At 64.4% G+C, this 20,586-nt stretch carries 19 protein-coding genes; 15 read left to right on the top strand and 4 right to left on the bottom strand.

The genetic code is table 11. The features are described 5' to 3' along the window. Window positions 1–149 precede the first annotated feature (149 nt). Genes rfbD through KVY23_RS11580 form a run of 3 tightly spaced genes read left to right on the top strand, consistent with a single transcriptional unit; the run spans window position 150 to window position 3,034 of the window. On the top strand, window positions 150–1,013 hold the full coding sequence (rfbD, locus tag KVY23_RS11590) for a dTDP-4-dehydrorhamnose reductase (protein WP_230556499.1): 864 nt from the start codon (window positions 150–152) through the stop codon (window positions 1,011–1,013). Between the two features lie 34 nt (window positions 1,014–1,047). Continuing rightward, window positions 1,048–1,959, top strand: coding sequence for a glycosyltransferase family 2 protein (locus tag KVY23_RS11585; RefSeq protein WP_230556498.1), 912 nt, complete (start codon window positions 1,048–1,050; stop codon window positions 1,957–1,959). Then, the gene (locus tag KVY23_RS11580; RefSeq protein WP_206511276.1) at window positions 1,949–3,034 is read left to right on the top strand and encodes a sugar phosphate nucleotidyltransferase; all 1,086 of its coding nucleotides are present in this window, start codon (window positions 1,949–1,951) and stop codon (window positions 3,032–3,034) included. The genes KVY23_RS11585 and KVY23_RS11580 overlap by 11 nt, the downstream gene beginning before the upstream one ends. Here the strand turns inward: KVY23_RS11580 and KVY23_RS11575 are convergent. From KVY23_RS11575 to cofD, 3 genes are read right to left on the bottom strand one after another with little or no spacing between them, the layout of a single operon-like run. Beyond that, a complete protein-coding gene (locus tag KVY23_RS11575) occupies window positions 3,031–3,579 on the bottom strand; it encodes an NUDIX hydrolase (RefSeq protein ID WP_230556497.1) in 549 nt (182 codons plus the stop codon). The two genes, KVY23_RS11580 and KVY23_RS11575, sit on opposite strands and share 4 nt — an antisense overlap. A 4-nt stretch (window positions 3,580–3,583) precedes the next feature. Beyond that, window positions 3,584–4,939 carry a coenzyme F420-0:L-glutamate ligase gene (locus KVY23_RS11570; protein ID WP_230556496.1) on the bottom strand — a complete coding sequence of 452 codons (1,356 nt, stop codon included), beginning with the start codon at window positions 4,937–4,939 and terminating at the stop codon, window positions 3,584–3,586. Beyond that, on the bottom strand, window positions 4,936–5,904 hold the full coding sequence (cofD, locus tag KVY23_RS11565; RefSeq protein ID WP_230556495.1) for a 2-phospho-L-lactate transferase: 969 nt from the start codon (window positions 5,902–5,904) through the stop codon (window positions 4,936–4,938). Before cofD ends, KVY23_RS11570 begins: the two co-directional genes overlap by 4 nt. 698 nt (window positions 5,905–6,602) lie before the next feature. Here cofD and KVY23_RS11560 point away from each other — a divergent pair. Continuing rightward, window positions 6,603–6,860: a WhiB family transcriptional regulator gene (locus KVY23_RS11560; RefSeq protein WP_075839816.1), complete on the top strand. Its 258-nt coding sequence runs from the start codon at window positions 6,603–6,605 to the stop codon at window positions 6,858–6,860. Window positions 6,861–6,887: 27 nt separating this feature from the next. Here KVY23_RS11560 and KVY23_RS11555 read toward each other — a convergent pair whose 3' ends face one another. Continuing rightward, on the bottom strand, window positions 6,888–7,376 hold the full coding sequence (locus tag KVY23_RS11555; RefSeq protein WP_075839793.1) for a metallopeptidase family protein: 489 nt from the start codon (window positions 7,374–7,376) through the stop codon (window positions 6,888–6,890). 75 nt (window positions 7,377–7,451) lie between these two features. On the opposite strand from KVY23_RS11555, the gene KVY23_RS11550 reads away from it, so the two are divergent. The 11 genes from KVY23_RS11550 to KVY23_RS11500 all read left to right on the top strand — a co-directional run bounded on the left by KVY23_RS11550 (window position 7,452) and on the right by KVY23_RS11500 (window position 20,537). Then, window positions 7,452–7,871 (top strand): DUF3499 domain-containing protein, encoded by a 420-nt coding sequence (locus tag KVY23_RS11550; protein WP_230556494.1) that lies wholly within the window; start codon window positions 7,452–7,454, stop codon window positions 7,869–7,871. 232 nt (window positions 7,872–8,103) lie between these two features. Continuing rightward, on the top strand, window positions 8,104–9,486 hold the full coding sequence (locus KVY23_RS11545) for a phosphomannomutase/phosphoglucomutase (RefSeq protein WP_230556493.1): 1,383 nt from the start codon (window positions 8,104–8,106) through the stop codon (window positions 9,484–9,486). A gap of 85 nt (window positions 9,487–9,571) precedes the next feature. Beyond that, complete coding sequence (locus KVY23_RS11540) at window positions 9,572–10,714, top strand: tobH protein (RefSeq protein ID WP_230556492.1); 1,143 nt, start codon at window positions 9,572–9,574, stop codon at window positions 10,712–10,714. Continuing rightward, window positions 10,714–11,955, top strand: a complete 1,242-nt coding sequence (gene manA / locus KVY23_RS11535; RefSeq protein WP_230556491.1) for a mannose-6-phosphate isomerase, class I — start codon at window positions 10,714–10,716, stop codon at window positions 11,953–11,955. Before KVY23_RS11540 ends, manA begins: the two co-directional genes overlap by 1 nt. A gap of 139 nt (window positions 11,956–12,094) precedes the next feature. After that, complete coding sequence (locus KVY23_RS11530; protein ID WP_371829788.1) at window positions 12,095–13,330, top strand: alkane 1-monooxygenase; 1,236 nt, start codon at window positions 12,095–12,097, stop codon at window positions 13,328–13,330. Between the two features lie 40 nt (window positions 13,331–13,370). Then, window positions 13,371–14,891, top strand: a complete 1,521-nt coding sequence (ahcY, locus tag KVY23_RS11525) for an adenosylhomocysteinase (RefSeq protein ID WP_230556490.1) — start codon at window positions 13,371–13,373, stop codon at window positions 14,889–14,891. A gap of 16 nt (window positions 14,892–14,907) precedes the next feature. Continuing rightward, complete coding sequence (locus KVY23_RS11520; protein WP_075839795.1) at window positions 14,908–15,573, top strand: dTMP kinase; 666 nt, start codon at window positions 14,908–14,910, stop codon at window positions 15,571–15,573. Window positions 15,574–15,577: 4 nt separating this feature from the next. Next, window positions 15,578–16,255: an MtrAB system response regulator MtrA gene (gene mtrA, locus KVY23_RS11515; RefSeq protein ID WP_027496508.1), complete on the top strand. Its 678-nt coding sequence runs from the start codon at window positions 15,578–15,580 to the stop codon at window positions 16,253–16,255. Next, on the top strand, window positions 16,252–17,991 hold the full coding sequence (mtrB, locus tag KVY23_RS11510; protein WP_308070747.1) for an MtrAB system histidine kinase MtrB: 1,740 nt from the start codon (window positions 16,252–16,254) through the stop codon (window positions 17,989–17,991). Before mtrA ends, mtrB begins: the two co-directional genes overlap by 4 nt. After that, window positions 17,988–19,766: an MtrAB system accessory lipoprotein LpqB gene (lpqB, locus tag KVY23_RS11505; protein ID WP_230556489.1), complete on the top strand. Its 1,779-nt coding sequence runs from the start codon at window positions 17,988–17,990 to the stop codon at window positions 19,764–19,766. Before mtrB ends, lpqB begins: the two co-directional genes overlap by 4 nt. Before the next feature lie 78 nt (window positions 19,767–19,844). Further along, complete coding sequence (locus KVY23_RS11500) at window positions 19,845–20,537, top strand: ComF family protein (RefSeq protein WP_230556488.1); 693 nt, start codon at window positions 19,845–19,847, stop codon at window positions 20,535–20,537. The last annotated feature ends 49 nt before the right edge of the window (window positions 20,538–20,586 follow it).

Genomic DNA, 20,586 nt, shown 5'->3' with positions numbered 1-20,586 from the left:
GGGGCTCGCCTCGCGGCCCGTCCGACTCTCGTGTCACCTGTGGTCCTCTCGATGCGTTCTCTTGGTTTCGACTCCCCCCGATCCTCCAGGCTACTTGTGAAACGTCACTGCCTCGCTCAAGCAGCGGCGGCGTGCCACACTTTGCGACTGTGGCCAACATCCTTGTGACCGGAGCCGGCGGACAACTCGGCCGGCAGATCCTCGACCTCGCGAGCGGTGGTGACCGGACCGGTCGCACGGTCGGGGTCGGCAGTGCCGAGCTCGACATCACCGACACGTCCGCGGTCGCCGACGCCATCGAGCCGTCGATGATCGTGATCAACTGCGCGGCCTACACCGCGGTGGACGCCGCTGAGACCGATATCGATCGGGCAACGGCAGTCAACACCGATGGCCCACGCAACCTCGCCCGAGCCTGCGCCGCCTCTGGTGCGAGGCTCGTACACGTCTCCACCGACTACGTCTTCGACGGAACAGCAACGACACCCTACGAACCGGACGACGCGCCCGCGCCGCAGAGTGTTTACGGCCGCACCAAACTGGCTGGTGAGCGTGCCGTGCTAGCGGAGCTTCCCACTGCCAACGTGGTGCGGACGGCATGGGTCTACACGGGAACCGGGACGGATTTCGTCGCGACGATGCGCAGGCTCGAGCGCGAACGAGACGTGATCACCGTCGTGGACGACCAGATCGGTTCGCCGACGTACTCCCGCGATCTCGCTGCGGGGCTGCTGGAAGTGGCCGCGTCACCGGTGACCGGCTCGATTCTGCATTCGACGAACGCTGGGACTGCGAGCTGGTTCGATCTGGCGCGCGCTGTGTTCGCCGGGGTCGGGGCCGATCCAGAACGAGTAAGGCCGTGCTCGAGCGCCGAATACGTTCGTCCTGCACCCCGACCGTCGTATTCGGTGCTGTCCGGTGCCGCCTGGGAGCGCGCCGGCCTGACACCGTTCAGGGGGTGGCGCGACGCACTCGGCGACGCGCTGCAGTCGGCCCGACCGGCCACGACGTGACGCGCCGAAACCTGGGACCGATAGTCTTGCCCGCGTGAGTTCCAAGCTGGCCGTCGTTACGGTGACCTATTCGCCCGGGGAGTACCTGGATCAATTCCTGAGTTCGCTCGCGTCCGCCACGGACGAGAAACCGCAGGTCGTCATGGCCGACAACGGCTCGACGGACGGAGCGCCGGAAGCTGCCGCCGCGGCCTACCCGAATGCTCGCCTGTTCCGGACCGGTGCCAACCTCGGATACGGAGCAGCAGTCAATCGTGCTGTCGCCGAGATCGACGATGACATCGAGTTCATCGTCGTCGCGAACCCCGATGTCCGGTGGCATCGCGGCTCACTGGACGGCCTTCTCGCTGCCGCCGAACGGTGGCCGCGCGCAGGTGCGCTGGGACCGCTGATTCGTGAGCCCGATGGCAGCCGGTACCCGTCGGCTCGATCGGTGCCGGACCTCACCTCGGGCGCCGGCCACGCGCTGCTGGGGAAGCTGTGGCCTCGCAATCGATGGACTCAGCGGTATCGACAGGACAACGAAGCCGCAACCGAACGCGCCGTCGGTTGGCTTTCGGGTTCGTGTCTGCTCCTGCGGCGTTCGGCGTTCGACTCAGTGAACGGGTTCGATTCCAGATACTTCATGTACATGGAGGATGTGGATCTGGGGGACCGCCTCGCTGGCGCCGGGTGGCACAACGTGTACGTCCCTGGCGTCGAGGTCACTCACTCCAAAGGTCATGCGGCAGGACGGCATCCGGAGTTGATGCTTCCCGCCCACCATGCGAGCGCGTACAGGTTTCAAGCTGATCGACACCCACACGTATGGCAAGCTCCCCTGAGATGGGCGCTGCGCGCGGGCTTGGCGGCGCGTTCGAAGGTGGTTGTGGCTTCGGCGCTTCGGCAGCGACAGATCGATAATCCGGACAAGCGAGACAACAGAGAGGCCGACCATGTCAGCTGACATGAGCAAGACCACTGATGCCGTAATTCTCGTGGGCGGCAAAGGCACTCGCTTGCGCCCGCTCACGCTCTCGGCACCCAAACCTATGTTGCCGACCGCCGGTCTTCCGTTCTTGCATCACCTGCTCGCGCGGATCAAGGCTGCTGGTATCGATCACGTCGTGCTCGGGACTTCGTTCAAGGCCGAGGTGTTCGAACAGCACTTCGGTGACGGTTCCTCTCTCGGAATAGAACTCGAATACGTCACCGAGACCGAACCCATGGGTACCGGTGGCGGTATCCGCAACGTCCTGCCTCGGCTCCGCGCGGACAATATCGTCGTCTTCAATGGCGACGTTCTCGGCGGAACCGACCTGACTGCAGTGCTCGATACCCACCACCGAACGCAGGCCGACGTCACGCTCCATCTGGTTCGTGTCGGTGATCCGCGGGCCTTCGGGTGCGTGCCGACCGACGAGAACGGTCGCGTCACTGCCTTTCTCGAGAAGACGCAGGATCCGCCGACCGACCAGATCAACGCCGGATGCTACGTGTTCAAACGCGAGATCATCGAGACGATTCCGCACGACCGCCCGGTCTCGGTGGAACGTGAGGTCTTCCCGGCGCTGCTCGCCGAGGACAAACGAATCTACGCCCACGTCGACAGCGCGTACTGGCGCGACATGGGGACTCCGGAAGACTTCGTGAAGGGTTCTGCCGACCTGGTGCGCGGTATTGCACCGTCTCCTGCACTGAACGGCACGCGTGGTGAATCCCTCGTACACCCGAGCGCGGGAGTCGCGCCCGGTGCTCTGCTGATCGGGGGCACCGTGATCGGGCGCGGCGCCGAGATCGGTGCGGGCGCACGACTCGATGGCGCTGTCGTCTTCGACGGTGCGGTCGTGGAAGCAGGCGCGGTGGTGGAGCGGTCCATCCTCGGCTTCGGTTCGCGTATCGGACCGCGCGCGTTGGTTCGTGACGCGGTGATCGGCGACGGGGCAGATATCGGTGCTCGCTGCGAGTTGCTACGCGGGGCCCGCGTCTGGCCCGGAGTCAAGCTCCCCGATGGCGGGGTGCGCTTCTCCACCGACGTCTAGCGCCGGTTCGCCAACTCGACCAGGTGGTTGATGGTGTCCACCTCGGCAGCGGCGGGCAGGGAGTCCACGGGCCACCATTTCAGGTCGGTGGACTCCTCGCTCCGGACGGCCTGCGCACCCGCTCGTGCTCGCACGAGGAACCTCAGGTCGAGATGCCGTGTCGGTTTGCCCAGCGAGCACGTGATGGGATGCGTGTGGGCCGACAACATCTGATTGTCGATCTCCAGATCGTCGATTCCCGACTCTTCCCGCGCCTCGCGCAGTGCCGCGTCGACAACGGTCTCGTCGGATTCCTCGCAGTGACCGCCCAGCTGAATCCACCGCCCCACCCGCGGATGAAGCGTCAGCAACACGCGGTGACCGGACTCGTCCAGAACGAGCGAGGACGCGGTGATGTGACCGGCGGTGTTGGCGCGCAGGCAGCCCTCGGGGTTGCTGTCCAGAAACGCCAGCATGGTGTGACGCAACGAATCGGCATGCCAGCTCTCGGTGTTCCAGTTCGTCAGGACGGACAGGGCGGATTCGTGCAGGGAGCGCGCGGTCACAGGCTCAGATCTCCACGAGTCCGGTGCCGGCTTCTCCGGGCGTTCTCGGTTCGAGAACGCCAGTGGGGTGTCCGATGGCTATGGCGCCCATCGCCTTCCAGTCCGCACGCAATCCCAGCTCGGCACCGACGAGGTCCGAGACGAAAATGGTGGATCCGATCCAGCAACTGCCGAGTCCGCGGACGGCGAGCGAGACCAACAGAGCCTGCACGGCCGCTCCCGCGGCCACCGTGAACATCGTCTCCTCGGCCTTGGTTCGGCGCTCGTCGGCGTACGAGTGCGCACCGTCGGGCACGCAGAACGGAATAACCACCTCGGGGGCGTCGAACAGAATGTCTCCTCGGCCGACCCGGCGTTCGATGCGTTCCTCGGACCACCCGTCGCTCCGCAAATCCTCCCGCCACTGCGTCCGCATCGCCGTCAGCAACCGCGCCCGCACTGCTTGTGTGCGCACCCACACGAAGCGGACCGGGTGAGTGTGATGCGGGGCCGGGGCGGTCAGGGCGTCGGCGACTGAGCTGCGGATGGCGTCAGGGTCGACGGGATCGTCGGTGAAGGCACGTACCGATCGGCGGAGCAATACCGCTTCGCGTCGGCCACGGGTAATCGATTCCTCGGTGCCCAACCAGAACAGGTCCTCCTCGCCGGGGCGCACGAGATCGCGTGCCCGCGAACCGTCGTCGACGGGCTGGAGGCCGCGGACGACGGCGACCGGCACGGAACCGAGCTTTCCCTTGACGAGGTCGCCTGCCGCCGCGATCTCATCGGCAATGGCAACCTCGGTGACGACGAGTTCGTTGCCCTGACTGTCCTCGGTCCCGGAGTATGCGTGCACCACGGCGAGTCCGGCGCTGCCGATCGCAGCGTCGGTCTGACCGATACGCCAAGCCCTTCCCATGGTGTCGGTGATCACCACACCGACCTCGACGCCGAGCGAGCGGGCCAGGGCAGCTCGCAGTGCACGCGCGCTCGCATCGGGATCCTCCGGCAGCAGCGCGAGTTCGGCGCGATCGACGTTCGATCCGTCGATCCCCGAGGCGGCCTGCACGATGCCGAGTCGATTCTCGGTGATGAGGGTCCGGCCCTTTCGGGCGACGACACGGACGGCCTCGCGGTCGACGAGCAGACGACGAGCAGCGTCCCTCGCTTCGGGATCGATCGGTGCATCGACGAGGCGGCCCTCCACCTTGGAGACGACCTTGCTCGTCACCACCAGGATGTCGTCGGTGCGAATCCACGGGGCGCATGCGGCGATGGCGGCGGCGAGATCGTCCCCGGGACGGAACTCGGGGAGCCCCACAATGGGGAGCAGTTCGATGCTCGTGCCCGGTGCGTGATCGGACGGCACCGGCGCGCTCACAGGTTCAGACCGACGGACCGCAAAGCGGCAGCAGCCATTTCGGCGGTTGCGTCCGTGTCGGTCATCAACAACGGTGCGCTGACAACCTCGACACCGGGAATGGTTGCCTCGTCGGTCGAATGAATCATCCAGCCGTCGAGAATGCCGGTATCCGAACGCGCGCCGTAGTGGCGTCCGATGGCTTCCGCCGAGGTCTCGACACCGATGACCGACAGGCATTCGTCGGCCATTCCGCGTAGGGGCCTGCCGTCGATGACGGGGGAGAGGCCGACAACTCTCGCGGCGGTGGTTCGTAGAGCGCTTCGGATACCGGGCACAGCGAGAATGGCTCCGATGCTCACGACCGGATTCGAGGGAGCGAGCACGACGGCGTCGGAATCGGCGATGGCGTCGAGCACTCCGGGTGCCGGGCTGGCCTGCTCGGCACCGATATTGGCGAAGCTGTGCGTGGGGAGCTGGGCGCGGTACCGAACCCACCACTCCTGGAAGTGAATTGCTCGCTTGCTGTCCCCGCTGGGATCGGCCGGATCGGTCACCACGACATGGGTCTCGCTGCGGTCGTCGGTCACCGGAATCAAGCGCACTCCGGGTTTCCATCGGTTGCACAGCGCCTCGGTCACCGCAGAGAGCGGATAGCCGGTACGCAGCATTCGACTCCGGATCAGGTGGGTGGCGATGTCGCGATCGCCGAGACCGAACCAGTCCGGGTCGGCTCCGTACGCCGCGAGTTCGTCTCGAGCATGCCAGGTTTCTGCGATTCGACCCCACCCGCGGTCGGTGTCTATTCCGCCGCCGAGGGTGTACATGCAGGTGTCGAGATCTGGGCAGATGCGCAGACCGTGCATCCACACGTCGTCACCGACGTTGACGACAGCAGTGATATCACCGTCGGATCCTAGTAGGGCTTGCAGGCCTTGGAGGAATCGCGCGCCTCCGACGCCACCGACCAATACAGTCACTTTCACAGGTTCGAAGCCTATGTTGTTCCTCTGTTCGGTGGACGGCCGCCCGGCGAAGACCGAACGCGTCGGCTGTTCGGGCAGTTTTTTCGACACGACACGCACGAGACGGGCGCTAATCCGGGGTGAGCGCTGTTTTCGGGGCAAGAGATGGTATTGGAAAAATGTCCATCGGCTTGACCGCGACGTACCGGGGCGTGTCTAATCACATGTATGTCATTCCATGGTCACCGAGTGAGATCGCTTGCTGTGAACCTTGATTCGAACACGCGTTCCCATGCATCTTCATAACACGGAAGCGTGGAGTGAAGATCGAGGATATGTGTATGACACTGAATTCCGGCGCGGGGCACGGAATTCGGAACCGACCGAAGATTACTGCGCTATCGAATGGTGAGGAGGCGGAAGCGATGTACGACCAGCACGTGATACGTGAACGACAGGGCGAAACCCCTGCTCACCTCAGCGCGGTCAGCGACGCGCCGCAGACCGATTTCGACGCAGGCGCAGCACAGCGCGTCGGCGAAGAGGCTCCCGTGAATGCATCGGTTCCGGTCGATGCTGGGGCCGCATATGTCGGAGGTCGAGGGCTCGACCTCGTCCCCGACGAGAGCGTCGGCCAGGTGAGCGATGATGTCGACGGTGATATCGACGACGGGGAGCACTTGGCTGTCGTACTGCGCGAAGCCGAAAGGCCCACGCTGATGGCCATTCCCGGCTTCGATCAGATGTTCGAGGAAATCGAGGATCAGTGGCAGGAGCGCGCCCTGTGCGCGCAGACCGACCCTGAAGCCTTTTTTCCCGAGAAGGGTGGCTCGACCCGCGAGGCCAAGCGAATCTGCCTCGGATGTGATGTGAAGGACGAGTGCCTCGAATACGCGTTGGCCAACGACGAGCGATTCGGTATCTGGGGCGGATTGTCCGAACGCGAGAGGCGCCGCCTCAAGCGCGGAATCGTCTGATCCGTTCGTCTTTGCCGAGCGTGTCGCCTACATCTCGTCGTCGATAGCAGGATCCACCACGTCCGGGTCGACGCCCAGATATGTCGCCACCTGCTCCACCAGAACCTCGAAGAGAAGGTCTTCCAGATCGTCGCGGTGTTTCGCCCTCAGTTGTAGTGGTCGCCTGAACAGCACGATCCGAGCGCGTGTCGTCTCACCGCGTTTGTCGATCCCGGCCGGAACGAGTCGTGACAGGGGAACAGGTCCTTCCGCGACGACCTCAGGTGGCCAGTTCACCGACTCGGGGTCGATGGCTCGGATCTTCGGAACTTCGTCGACCGCTATGTCCAGTTTTTCGAGCCGCTCGTGCCATCGATGGTCGATTCGTGCGAATGCTTCGAGGACCGCGCGATCGAATCGGTCCGCGCGCGAGCGGTGACCGGGCACACTGCTCGGAAGTACGGGACCGCGGATATCGCGTCCGCGCCGCGCGGCCGATCGGGAGGTAGTGCTGCGTCGGGAACCACTCGGAGCCATGGCGTGAGGTTATCGCCGACCGCCCGCGGTGTGTCGAGCGGCTCGCTGTCGGACCGGGGGGATAGTCTCTGGGGCGTGAGATCACTGCGTGGATGCTGCAGGCCCGGCTGCAACCGATCGGCCGTCGCCACGCTCACGTATGTCTACTCCGATTCGACGGCCGTCGTGGGGCCGCTGGCCACGGTCGACGAGCCGCACTCGTGGGATCTGTGCGAAGTGCACGCATCCACGACCACCGCGCCCAAAGGGTGGGAACTGGTTCGCTACGAAGGCGGGTTCTCGACGACCTCGCCGGACGAGGATGATCTGACCGCTCTGGCCGAGGCAGTTCGAGAAGCCGGCAGGGGTGATCGAGTACGAGACGACCACTCGGTTTCCGTAGTGCCGCGCGAGCACCGCCAGCCTTCGGCGCGAGATGGTGACCGCCGACCAGCATCGTCGGCACGAACCGGCCGTCGTGGTCACTTGCGAGTACTGCCCGACCCCACTTCCTGAGATCGCCATGCTGCCTGAGAGCGCAATCGGGGCGTTGGAGCTTTGTCCAGTACCTTCGCTCCTCTGAGCGGTTCCGGCGTCGTTTCAGTCACATCAGGTGATCGTCGTCGCGCCCACCACAACTATCTGTGACAGATTCTTATCGGGGGACGATGAATGTCACAACCGGTCTTCGCATCGAAAACCGTTCGTCCGCGTCAGGTCTCATTCACATCCAACCGAGGAGTCGTTCGTGGCACGCACTGCCGAATCCGTCAACGCCGTCATCAAGGCCTACGACGTACGAGGGGTGGTGGGTGAGCAGATCGATGCAGAGTTCGTCCGTGACGTCGGAGCGTCCTTCGCGCGTTTGGTACGCGATTCCGGCACGGCTGCGTCACAGGTCGTGGTTGGCCACGACATGAGAGCGTCCTCGCCCGACCTCTCGCGTGCTTTCGCCGACGGAGTGACCTCGCAGGGCCTCGATGTCGTACACATCGGGCTCGCGTCCACCGACCAGCTCTACTTCGCCTCCGGCCTGCTCGATTGCCCGGGTGCGATGTTCACGGCCAGCCACAATCCGGCGAAATACAACGGCATCAAGTTGTGTCGTGCCGGGGCCAAGCCGGTCGGCCAGGACACCGGTTTGGCCACCATCAAGGCTGAGCTCGTGGCAGGAGTGCCGGTTCACGACGGCGCGAAGGGCTCGGTCTCGGAGCGGGACGTGCTCGGTGAATACGCCGAGTTCGTTCGCAGCCTCGTGGACCTGTCGCAGGTGTCCGGCGTGAAGATTGCTGTCGACGCCGGCAACGGGATGGGTGGACACACGGTTCCCGCAGTTTTCGAGGGTCTGCCGGTCACGGTGGAACCGCTGTACTTCGAGCTCGACGGTACTTTCCCCAATCACGAGGCCAATCCGCTCGACCCGGAGAATCTGAAGGACCTGCAGCGGTTCGTGCGGGAGACCGGTGCGGACATCGGCCTTGCCTTCGATGGTGATGCCGATCGTTGCTTCGTGGTGGACGAGAACGGTGACCCGGTATCGCCGTCGGCAGTGACGGGTCTCGTCGCCGAACGTGAACTTGCCAAAGAGCCTGGTGCAACGGTGATTCACAATCTGATCACCTCGCGTGCCGTGCCGGAGTTGGTGGCAAGGCTGGGAGGAACACCGGTGCGCACGAGAGTCGGCCACTCGTTCATCAAGCAGCAAATGGCCGATACCGGCGCGATCTTCGGTGGCGAGCATTCAGCGCACTACTATTTCCGAGATTTCTGGGGTGCGGATTCGGGGATGTTGGCTGCGCTGCACGTACTCGCCGCGTTGGGATCCCAGGATCGGCCGTTGTCCGAGCTGATGAAATCCTACGAAACGTACTCGGCGTCGGGTGAAATCAACTCCACCGTCGACGACGCGGCTGCGCGCACCGCATCGGTGGTCGACGCGTTCTCCGATCGCACCGTGTCGATCGACAGGCTCGACGGAGTGACGGTGGATCTGGGGGACGGCGCCTGGTTCAATTTGCGGGCGTCCAACACCGAACCCCTGCTTCGGCTCAATGTGGAAGCACGTACGGCGGGCGAGGTCGAGTCCCTCACCGCCGAGATATTGGGCGTGGTTCGAGCACGCCTGGAATAGTGGACGCCAGGATGGGTATACGGCTCACGTGATGGATGTTACGTACCTGGAGGATCTCGGCACGGAAGGACGGTGGCTCGCTGACATGACTACTGTGTCGCCAGTTCTCGATCTCGACGACGCCGATGCTCTCATCGTCGCCGATTCCGATGGTGCGTTGCGCAGCGCTGCGCTTGCCGGCGCGCAAGTCCGCGCGAGCGCGGCATCGTTCGATGATGTCGTCGGAGATCGGCTTCGTGACCTCCGGCCGCGCAGCGTGGTGTTCGTCTCGGGGGCCGGTCGTTCGAGCCGGGCGTCATCGTTCCTGGTCGCTGCGGTGGCGCCGCGGATCGGCGTTCCCCTTGTTCGCGCTTCGGTCACACCCCCCTGGGTCGGACCGTTGGACGTGGTCGTCGTCGCCGGTGACGACGCGGGGGATCCGAGACTGGCCGAGTCGACAGCTGCAGCGGTCCGGCGAGGCGCCGAGACGATTCTCGTCACTCCCGATGAGGGGCCGTTGAGGTCGGCGGCCGCCGGTCGCGCGTTTTTTCTTCCTCCCCGAATCGCAGTGCGCGAGCACAACATGTTGATGCGCTACGTAGCGGCCGGGATCTGTGTGCTGGGCGCTGTTGCCGACGGCGTGTACGGTTCGGCCCTTCCTGATCTGGGTCGTTTGGCCGATCGGCTCGACGACGAAGCCGCGCAGAATCACCCACTGCGCGAGGTGTTTCGCAATCCGGCGAAATCGGTCGCGACCCGGATGGTGGGCAAACGTATCGTCTTCACCGGTATCGGTGCGGCAGGCACGGACACCGCGCGACACAGCAGTGAGATCATGCTCCGTGCCGCCGGGGCAGTGACCGCGGCCGGTGAGATATCCGAGGTCGTCGCAGCTGCGATTGCGGTAAGGGACACGGGATCGGCAAGCCCGGCCGATTACGACCCGTTCTTCCACGACGATCAGGTCGATGGACCTCGGCCGGAGGCCGGCGTGCGTGTTCTCGTACTCGCCCCGTCTGCGCGTACCTTCGAAGCCGAACGTCGTACTGCCGCGCTCCCTGAGGTTGATTTGTTGATTGCGAGTCCCCCGCAGACTCAGGCGACGTCGGATGCAGGCCACGCCACGAGCCCCTCCCACGACCCGGGAGACTCCGCGGCAAGCGGACTCGACGACGTCGAGTCCATGGCGATTCTGGCGACGCGGCTGGAACTATCTGCCGCATACCTTCATCTGATGGGTGGTCAATAGTGCAACTGCTGCGCGGTGCGGTCAGGTCGTACGCATGGGGATCTCGAACTTCGCTCGCACAGCTTCAGGGTCGGTCCGTGCCGTCGGAGCATCCCGAGGCAGAAATCTGGCTCGGCGCCCACCCAGCCGATCCCGCGCACCTCGTATCGGACGAGGGGACACGTTCGTTGCTCAGGGCGATCGACGCAGATCCAGACGGAGAGCTCGGCCCGGATATCGCGAAGCAGTACGGCTCCCGCCTGCCGTTCCTGCTCAAGCTCCTTGCTGCCGGCGAGCCGCTGTCACTGCAGGCTCATCCGAGCTCGGCGCAAGCCCAAGAGGGTTTCGCGCGTGAGGATGCCGCCCGCGTTCCGATCGATTCACCTGTGCGTAACTACCGCGACCGCTCGCACAAACCGGAACTGATAGTTGCCCTGACCGAGTTCCATGCACTGGCGGGCTTTCGGTCACCCGGACCGACTGTCGAATTCATCGACTCGCTCGGCGTCGAGGCACTGTCCGGCTATCGATCGCTGCTCGCCGAGCAACCCGACGACGCAGGCTTGCGGACAGTGTTCACCTCCTGGATCACGCTGCCTGGGCCTGCGTTGGACACGCTGTTGCCGCTGGTGGCAGAGGGATGTATTCGCTATCTGTCTACGACCGCCCACCAGGACGGCAGTCGATTTGTCGCAGAGGCGCGTACATTGCTGGAACTGGGCGAGTCGTATCCGGGCGATGCCGGGGTGTTGGCGGCACTGCTGCTCAATCGAGTCACGCTGACTCCAGGGCAGGGTTTGTATCTGAACGCAGGAAATCTCCATGCGTACCTCTCAGGTACCGGTGTGGAAATCATGGCCAACTCCGACAACGTCCTGCGCGGCGGACTGACGCCGAAGCACGTGGACGTGCCGGAGTTGCTTCGAGTCCTGGACTTTCGGCCTGCCGATGTCGACGTTCTCGAGCCGGTTGTCGATTTCGGCGAAGCCCCGCCGCTCTACGAGACACCGGCACCCGAATTCGCGCTCTCGCGGTCCGTTCTGAAGGACGGTTCTTCGGTCGAGTTGGTGCGTAGGGGGCCTCGAATAGTGCTGTGTACCAGCGGCAGGGTCGAACTCTCCTGCGGTGCAAGCGTGTCGATTCTCGAGCAGGGGGCGGCGATGTGGGTGTCGGCTTCCGATCCCGCTGTCACCGTGCACGCCCGCTGGGGTGAGGCAGAAGTGTTCGACGCGACCGTTGGATCGATGCGACCACACTCCTAGTACGTCGTCGGGGGTGCTGGTGCCAACTATCGAGAAGTTGATATAAAGTCGTAGTAACAAACTCTGCGTTCTGTCCAGCCATTCGCGGGAGTAGCGCGCCGGTCGCCCCCACCTCGGGGGTGCACATCCCGGTGGCGGCGTGTCGGGGGACGCAGCCACTGCCGAGGAGCAGGAGGCATGTATCGAACACGCCGCTAAAAGACGGTCCGGAAAGCGTCCACTCTGGCTGTTGGGATTACTCGCTCCCGCGTCGGCTCTGTTGCCGTCGCAACTGGTGCTCTGGACGGGCATGCCGATTTTTTGGTGGAGCGGTGTCATGGTCTTCTTCGTGATCATTCCACTGGTCGACTACCTCGCCGGCGAAGACGGAGACAATCCGGCGGACTCGGACCTCGAAGAGATGCAGGACGACCGCTTCTATCGATGGTGTACTTACCTTTTCCTACCGGTTCAGTTCATCGCCCTACTGGTCGCCTGCTGGATGTGGGCGTTCGGAACGCTCACCGTCGTCGACAAGGTGGGCCTGGCGGTCACGGTCGGTCTGGTGGCGGGTACCGGTATCAACGCCGCGCACGAGCTCGGCCACCGGATCGAGGAGCACGAACGCTGGTTGGCCAAAGTGGCGCTGGCACCGACGTTCTACGGGCACTTCTTCGTCGAGCACAATCGCGGACACCATGCGCGGGTGGCCACCCCCGCGGATCCCGCCAGCGCTCGGCTGGGGGAGAGCCTCTGGTCCTTCCTTCCGCGCAGCGTCGTCGGCGGGCTACGTTCGGCGTGGAAGCTCGAGCACGAGCGCCTCGATCGGCGCGGGGTCCATCGGTGGAGCATCCGCAACAATCTGCTGCATTCCTGGCTGATGAGTTCCGCGCTCTTTGCAGCGCTCGCGCTCGTCTTCGGTCCGGAGATCCTTCCGTACCTCGCGGTGCAGGCCGTGGTGGGGTTTCTGCTGCTCGAGGCGGTCAACTACGTGGAGCACTACGGGTTGCTGCGGGAGAAGAACAACCGCGGCCGCTATGTGCGGTGCTCACCACGACACAGCTGGAACAGCGACCGATTGTGCACCAACATATTCCTCTATCACTTGCAGCGGCACAGCGATCATCACGCGAATCCAGGTAAGCGCTACCAAACGCTGCGCAGTTGCGACGAAGCTCCGCAACTGCCTGCCGGATACGCCACGATGGTTCTTCTCGCCGCCGTTCCGCCGTTGTGGCGACGCCTCATGGACTCCAAGGTCGTTGCGCACTACGACGGAGATGTCACTCGTGCCAACATCTTGCCGCGCAAGCGGGCCGCGATCGAGGACAAGTACGCGTCGGCGTTTGCAGGGCGCGGACAGGTAGCGCGAGCTTTGCCTGCGTCGACCCGATAGCCTTGTGCAGGATTTTCGATGTAAATACAGGAGAGGGAAGATGACGACCTCAGTAACGCCGGACGATCGTTCGGCCACAGGATCGGCACTCGCTGCGGAGCGTCGCGGTGGAATCGACTTCAAGGTCGCAGATCTGTCGCTCGCCGAATTCGGCCGCAAGGAGATTCGCCTCGCCGAGCACGAGATGCCCGGACTGATCGCGCTTCGTCGCGAATACGCGGAGGTGCTGCCGCTGAAGGGCGCACGCGTATCGGGGTCGCTGCACATGACCGTTCAGACTGCAGTGCTCATCGAAACCCTCGTTGCGCTCGGCGCCGAGGTGCGGTGGGCATCGTGCAACATTTTCTCCACACAGGATCACGCCGCGGCGGCTGTGGTCGTCGGTCCACACGGCACACCGGACGAACCCAAGGGTGTGCCGGTATTCGCGTGGAAGGGCGAATCGCTCGAAGAGTACTGGTGGGCCGCCGAGCAGATGCTCACCTGGCCGGCCGCAGTTGATGGAACCCCGCAGGCTGCCAACATGATTCTCGATGATGGCGGCGATGCCACGATGCTGGTGCTGCGCGGTGCGCAATTCGAGAAGGCCGGCGTCGTGCCGCCCACCGACGACGACCAGGACTCCGACGAGTACAAGGTCTTTCTTGGCCTGCTGCGTCGCTCGCTCGAAGAGTCGAAGACCAAGTGGACGGACATCGCTGCCTCGGTCAAGGGTGTGACGGAGGAGACCACCACCGGTGTTCTGCGTCTGTACCAGTTCGCTGCGGCGGGTGAACTCACCTTCCCGGCGATCAATGTCAACGACTCGGTCACCAAGAGCAAGTTCGACAACAAGTACGGCACCCGCCACTCGCTGATCGACGGCATCAATCGCGGCACCGACGTGCTCATCGGCGGCAAGGCCGTGCTCGTCTGTGGATACGGGGACGTCGGCAAGGGCAGTGCCGAAGCGCTCAAGGGGCAGGGTGCTCGCGTGACGGTCACCGAGGCCGACCCGATCAACGCGCTGCAGGCGCTCATGGACGGGTACGACGTTCGCACCGTCGAGGAGTTCATCGAAAAGGCCGACATCGTGATCACCTCGACCGGCAACCTCGGCATCATCACGTTCGAGCACATGAAGCGGATGAAGCATCAGGCAATCCTCGGCAACATCGGTCACTTCGACAACGAGATCGACATGGCCGGCCTGGAGAAGGCCAAGGACGTCGTCCGAATCAACATCAAGCCGCAGGTCGACGAATTCCAGTTCCCCGACGGGCACTCGATCATCGTGTTGTCGGAGGGCCGTCTGCTCAACCTCGGCAACGCGACTGGGCACCCGTCGTTCGTCATGAGCAACAGCTTCTCCAACCAGGTCATCGCTCAGATCGAGCTGTGGACCAAGCCGGACGAGTACGACAACGAGGTCTACCGCCTGCCCAAGCATCTGGACGAGAAGGTGGCGCGTATCCACGTCGAAGCGTTGGGCGGCACCATCACCAAGCTCACCAAGGAACAGGCCGAGTACATCGGTGTGGACGTGGAGGGCCCGTACAAGCCCGAGCACTACCGCTACTGATCGACGCGCACACCACATGGGCAAGTTGATCGTGATCGAAGGAGTCGACGGCGCGGGCAAGAACACGCTCGCCCGTCGACTCGTTTCGGCGTGGGAACGCGACGGCCTCGATGTCGTCCGCATCGGGTTTCCGCGGTACGAACGCTCGATTCACGCAGATCTCGCGGCCGAAGCACTTCGCGGTGAGCATGGTGATTTGGCACAGAGCGTGCACGCGATGGCGATGATGTTCGCCTTGGATCGCCGCGATGCCGCGTCTGAACTTCGAAAACTGTTGTCTGACAACGACATTGTTCTGCTGGACCGCTACGTCGCTTCGAATGCGGCCTACACCGCGGCGCGGCTGCACCAGAGCGAGGACGGCGAGGCCGTCGGGTGGGTCGAGACGCTCGAATTCGAGCGGTTCGGCGTTCCTGTGCCCGACGTGCAGATACTGCTCGACGTACCGATCGAGCTTGCGGCCGAACGTGCTGCAATGCGTGAGATCGAAGATTCCACACGTGCGCGCGACGCCTACGAGCGTGATGGTTCCTTGCAGAATCGCACCGCCGAGGTCTACGGGCGACTGGCTGCGGCGAGCTGGGTCTCGCCCTGGCGCGTGGTGGGTCCTGACGTCGATCCCGATCGACTCGCCGCCGACGTGTCCAATCAGCCACCCCTCAGCGAGAAAGTGACAACATAAGACCATGAAGCCTCGGATTCTTGTTGTCGACGACGATTCGGCTCTCGCCGAAATGCTCACCATCGTCCTGCGCGGGGAGGGGTTCGAGCCCTTTGTGGTCGGCGACGGCACCCAAGCACTTGCCGCGGTCCGTGAGAACAGGCCTGACCTGGTACTGCTGGATCTGATGCTTCCCGGTATGAACGGAATCGACGTGTGCCGCGTGCTGCGCGCCGACTCCGGGGTGCCGATCGTGATGCTCACGGCCAAGACCGACACCGTCGATGTGGTGCTCGGTCTCGAGTCCGGCGCCGACGACTACATCATGAAGCCGTTCAAGCCGAAGGAGTTGGTGGCACGGGTCCGCGCACGCCTGCGCCGCACCGAGGACGAGCCGGCCGAGCTGCTGTCCATCGCCGATATCGTCATCGACGTTCCAGCCCACAAGGTCAGTCGTGGCGACGAGCTGGTCTCGCTCACCCCGCTGGAGTTCGACCTGTTGGTCGCCCTTGCTCGCAAGCCCAGGCAGGTGTTCACACGTGAGGTCCTGCTCGAACAAGTCTGGGGATACCGCCACGCCGCCGACACCCGGCTCGTGAACGTGCACGTCCAGCGGCTGCGCGCCAAGGTCGAGAAGGATCCGGAGAATCCCGAGGTGGTGCTGACGGTGAGGGGGGTCGGTTACAAGGCCGGACCGCCGTGATCTGGTTCACTCGTTCGCGGCGAAAGATCAACGGTACTTTCACGCCGCTCTTGCGGTGGTTTCGATCGATCGGAACGTCGGCAGGTCACGCGTGGAGACGGTCGCTTCAGCTTCGCGTGGTGGTCTCGACGCTGACGTTGTCCCTGGTCGTCATCGTCATTCTCGGCGCCGTTCTCACCGGTCAGATCACCGACCGTCTGCTCGAGGCCAAGATCAGTGCCGCGACCGAAGAACTCGAGCGCTCACGCACCACGGTCGAGGGTGCGCTGGCAGGCGCGGAGGATTCCGACGGGCTCAACGCGAGGTTGGAACGGGCGCGCGCCCAACTGTCCAACCGGGACAGCGACGCCGGCCAGACAGCGGGCTCGGCCGGCACCTTCGAGCCAGTACTCATCGTCGAAGGCGACAGCGTGCGCGCGGACTCGTCCGTCGGCCCGGCGGCACAGATACCGCAGAGCCTTCGCAACTTCGTGCAAAGTAACCTGATCAGCTGGCAGTACGCGACGGTCTTCGACTCCGAGCAGGGTGGCTACTCCGGTCCGGCCATCATCTTCGGGACCCCGACGGCCTCCGATATCGCGGACCTGGAGCTGTACCTTGTGTTTCCGCTCGGCAGCGAAGAGCGAACTCTCTCGCTCGTCCGCGGGACTCTGTTCATCGGTGCAGCGGTTCTTCTCGTCTTGCTTGCCGCCATTTCGATGCTCGTGGCGAGGCAGGTCGTGCTTCCGATCCGCTCGGCCTCGCGTATCGCCGTCCGATTTGCGGACGGACGGCTGAAGGAACGCATGCCGGTGCGCGGTGAGGACGATATGGCCAGATTGGCGATGTCATTCAACGAGATGGCCGAGAGCCAGTCGAAACAGATCACGCAACTCGAAGAGTTCGGCAGCCTGCAGCGTCGCTTCACCTCCGACGTCAGCCATGAACTGCGGACGCCGTTGACGACGGTTCGCATGGCTGCCGACCTGATCCACGACGGGAGCGCGGACCTCGACCCAGCTCTGCGACGTTCCTCCGAGTTGTTGGTGAACGAACTGGACCGGTTCGAGACCCTGCTTGGCGACCTCCTCGAGATCAGCCGACACGACGCCGGCGTCGCAGAATTGGCCGCAGAACAGCTCGATCTGAGAATGTGCGCCCGCGCCGCGGTGTCCACCGTTCGCCATCTCGCCCGCGAGACCGGAACCGAAGTGATCGTCGATCTTCCCGACGCCCCGGTCATCGCCGAGGTGGACCCTCGCCGGGTGGAGCGAATACTGCGCAATCTGCTGGCCAACGCGCTGGACCACGGCGAAGGCAAACCCGTGCTGATCCGTCTTCGGGCGAACAGTGATGCGGCGGCGTTCGTGGTTCGAGACCAGGGCATAGGGCTGCGTCCCGGAGAAGAAAAACTTGTTTTCAATCGTTTCTGGCGTTCCGACCCGTCGCGTGTGCGCAGATCGGGCGGGACCGGCCTGGGACTGGCAATCAGCGTCGAGGACGCGAGACTTCACGACGGTAAGCTCGAGGCGTGGGGTGCAATGGGCGAGGGTGCGTGCTTCCGTCTGACTCTACCGCTGGTCAGAGGGCACAAAGTGATCGGTAGCCCGCTGCCGCTCAAACCCAGCACGCGACGGTACGCGCAGGGGCAACCGCTTCCCGCCGCATCCACCCAGATTGAATTCGACACCCCGAGTACGAACGGCGCGCTCGGTGTGTCGGCGGGGACTGCCGATGATCCGGAGGAATGGACATGAACCGGACACCCGCGCGAATATCGTTGCTCCTGATCGCCGCGGTCGTGATGCTGGTGGTATCCGGTTGTGCGAGCCTTCCCGAGTCCTCGAGCCCACAGGCTATCGGCTCGTTCAGCGGCGGTGCCGAGTCGACGACGCCACCGCCACCGGCGCCTGGACGTGAGCCGGACCTGTTGGTGCGGGATTTCGTCACGGCGAGTGCCAGCAGCGCCAACAGACATCAGGCCGCCAGGCAGTTTCTCACCGAATCAGCATCGAACTCCTGGGATGACGGTGCCAAGACGGTCATCGCGGACGCAGTCGATTTGCTCACCGGGCCGCGCACGGACGACGAGGCCCAGTTCACCCTGCGGTCGAACATCGTGGGACTGTTGGCACCCGGCGGCGTTTATCAGCCGGGCGCGGGCACGGTCGACTCGGCCATCACCATGGTCCGTGTCGACGGCGAATGGCGCATCAACGAGTTACCGCCAGGCGTGGTCATGGATCGGTCGCAGTTCTTCAATGCCTTTGCGCGTCAATCACTGTTCTTCGTCGACCCGCTCGGTGCCGCGCTTGTGCCGGATGTTCGATGGGTCAGCGGCGGAACGAACCAGATGGCCAACCAACTCGTCCAGTTGTTGATCGACGGACCCAGGCCGACGCTTGCGCCGGCGGTATCGAACGAACTGGGTTCCGATGTAGGGATTCGCGGGCCGATCACGGACACCGAAGGTGGGACCAATCAGGTCGGTGTCGGTGGCGGGGGAGTGCGTATCGACTTCGACGGTCTGCAGTCGATGGGCACGCAGAATCGCGAACTGCTGGCGGCGCAGGTGGTGTGGACCCTCGCCTCAGCGAGCGTGGCGGGGCCGTACGTGTTGCTCGCCGACGGCCAGCCGCTGGCCGATGACATGCCGAACGGCTGGACGACGGCCGACGTCGCGTCCTTCGACCCGAACGCCGAACCCGCCGCTGATGTGGGTTTGCACGCATTGGTGAGTGGAAAACTGGTGTCTGTGGGCGAGAACGACACCACACCGGTGCCGGGCTATTTCGGCACCGTCGAGAATCTGCAGTATGCGGCGCTCTCCACCGACGGAACCCTCGTCGCGGGCGTGGCCGACACCGGACGCCCGGCACCGCAACCGGCGTCGACGCTGATGATCGGCGGATACGACGGCGGTGCGTTCCCCGTCGCCGAGGGCCAGTCGATCACCCGCCCGACGTGGGGAGTCGACGACAACGCCGCCTGGGCGGTCATCGACGGCACCAACGTCATCCGAGCCGCGCGCGACCCCACCAACGGCCAGGTTTCGGTCCAACCGGTCGATGCGGGGGCCGTCCTAGCGCTCGGCGCGCGGATCACCGATCTACGGCTTTCCCGCGACGGCGTACGCGCGGCAATGATCGTCGACGGTCTGGTCTACGTCGCCACCGTGGTGCGCCAAGCGAACGGAACCCATTCACTGGTGTCGCCGCGCGCGGTGGCGAACGGTCTCGGGAGCGACGCTCTCGCGCTCGACTGGAGCACCGGCGATGCTGTGGTCGTGGTGCGTATCGCCACCGACGTGCCGGTTGTCCAGGTGAACACGGACGGCTCGCGGCTCGATGCGCTGCCGAGCCGGAACCTGACACCTCCGGTGCTTGCTGTGGACGCGTCCACCAGCACCGCGTACGTGGCGGATTCGCGAGCGGTATTCCAACTGAACAACAACGACCCCGCCGGTGACCGATACTGGCGCGAAGTCGCCGGGCTCGCCGGTGTGAAAGCCATACCGATCCTGCCGGGGTGAGTGCGAACCCGAGTGTCGCAGCTGTGTGAGATGTCGTACCTGTGTGAGATGTCGTACCTGTGAGAAATACTGCGCGACATGACCTCTGTACTGTCGTCGATGCTGGATCTGGTGTTGCCGCGTGAATGCGGAGGGTGTGAAGCAGTGGGCACGCTGTGGTGTGCTCGGTGCGAAGACGAGTTGACGACGTCCCCACTCGAAGTGCACCCGCGAGTTGATCCCGGCGTGCCGTGTTGGGCGATGGGAACGTACACGGGCCCGCGTCGCGGCGCCGTGCTGGCGCTGAAAGAACGTGGCAGGCGCGACCTGGCGGCACCTCTAGGACGTGCCGTCAGCCGCACTGTGGCGCGGCTACGCACTCTCGGTCACATAGACCCGCCCCAACTCGCCGACCTCGTTCTCGTCCCGGCACCGACGCGTGCACGTGCTGCCCGCGGCCGCGGTGGCGATCCTGTCGAACGCCTTGCTCGGGCGGCGGCCGGGGTACTGGCGCCGGAGCATGTTTCGGTACCGCAGGTGCTGCGAATGCGCAGGGGGGTACGCGATTCCGTCGGTCTGGGGGCTGCGGCGAGAGCAGCCAACGTGGCCGGAAGGATCGACTTCTTGCCTGCGCGGTGGGATGAACCGCGCGCCACGGTTCAGCATCGGGACCGGACGATCCTGCTCGTCGACGATGTTCTGACCACCGGTGCGACCGCATGCGAATCCGTGCGCGTCCTCTCCTCCTTCGGCATCCGAACCGACTGGGTCCTCGTCGTCGCGGCAGTGTGAGCACTACACGTATTCGACCGCCACGCCCGAATTTCGGGTGAACAGTGGC

The sequence above is a fragment of the Rhodococcus sp. I2R genome (genome assembly GCF_020889545.1).
In the GTDB taxonomy this organism is placed as follows: domain Bacteria; phylum Actinomycetota; class Actinomycetes; order Mycobacteriales; family Mycobacteriaceae; genus Rhodococcoides.
This window is presented reverse-complemented; position numbering and strand designations above follow the sequence as displayed.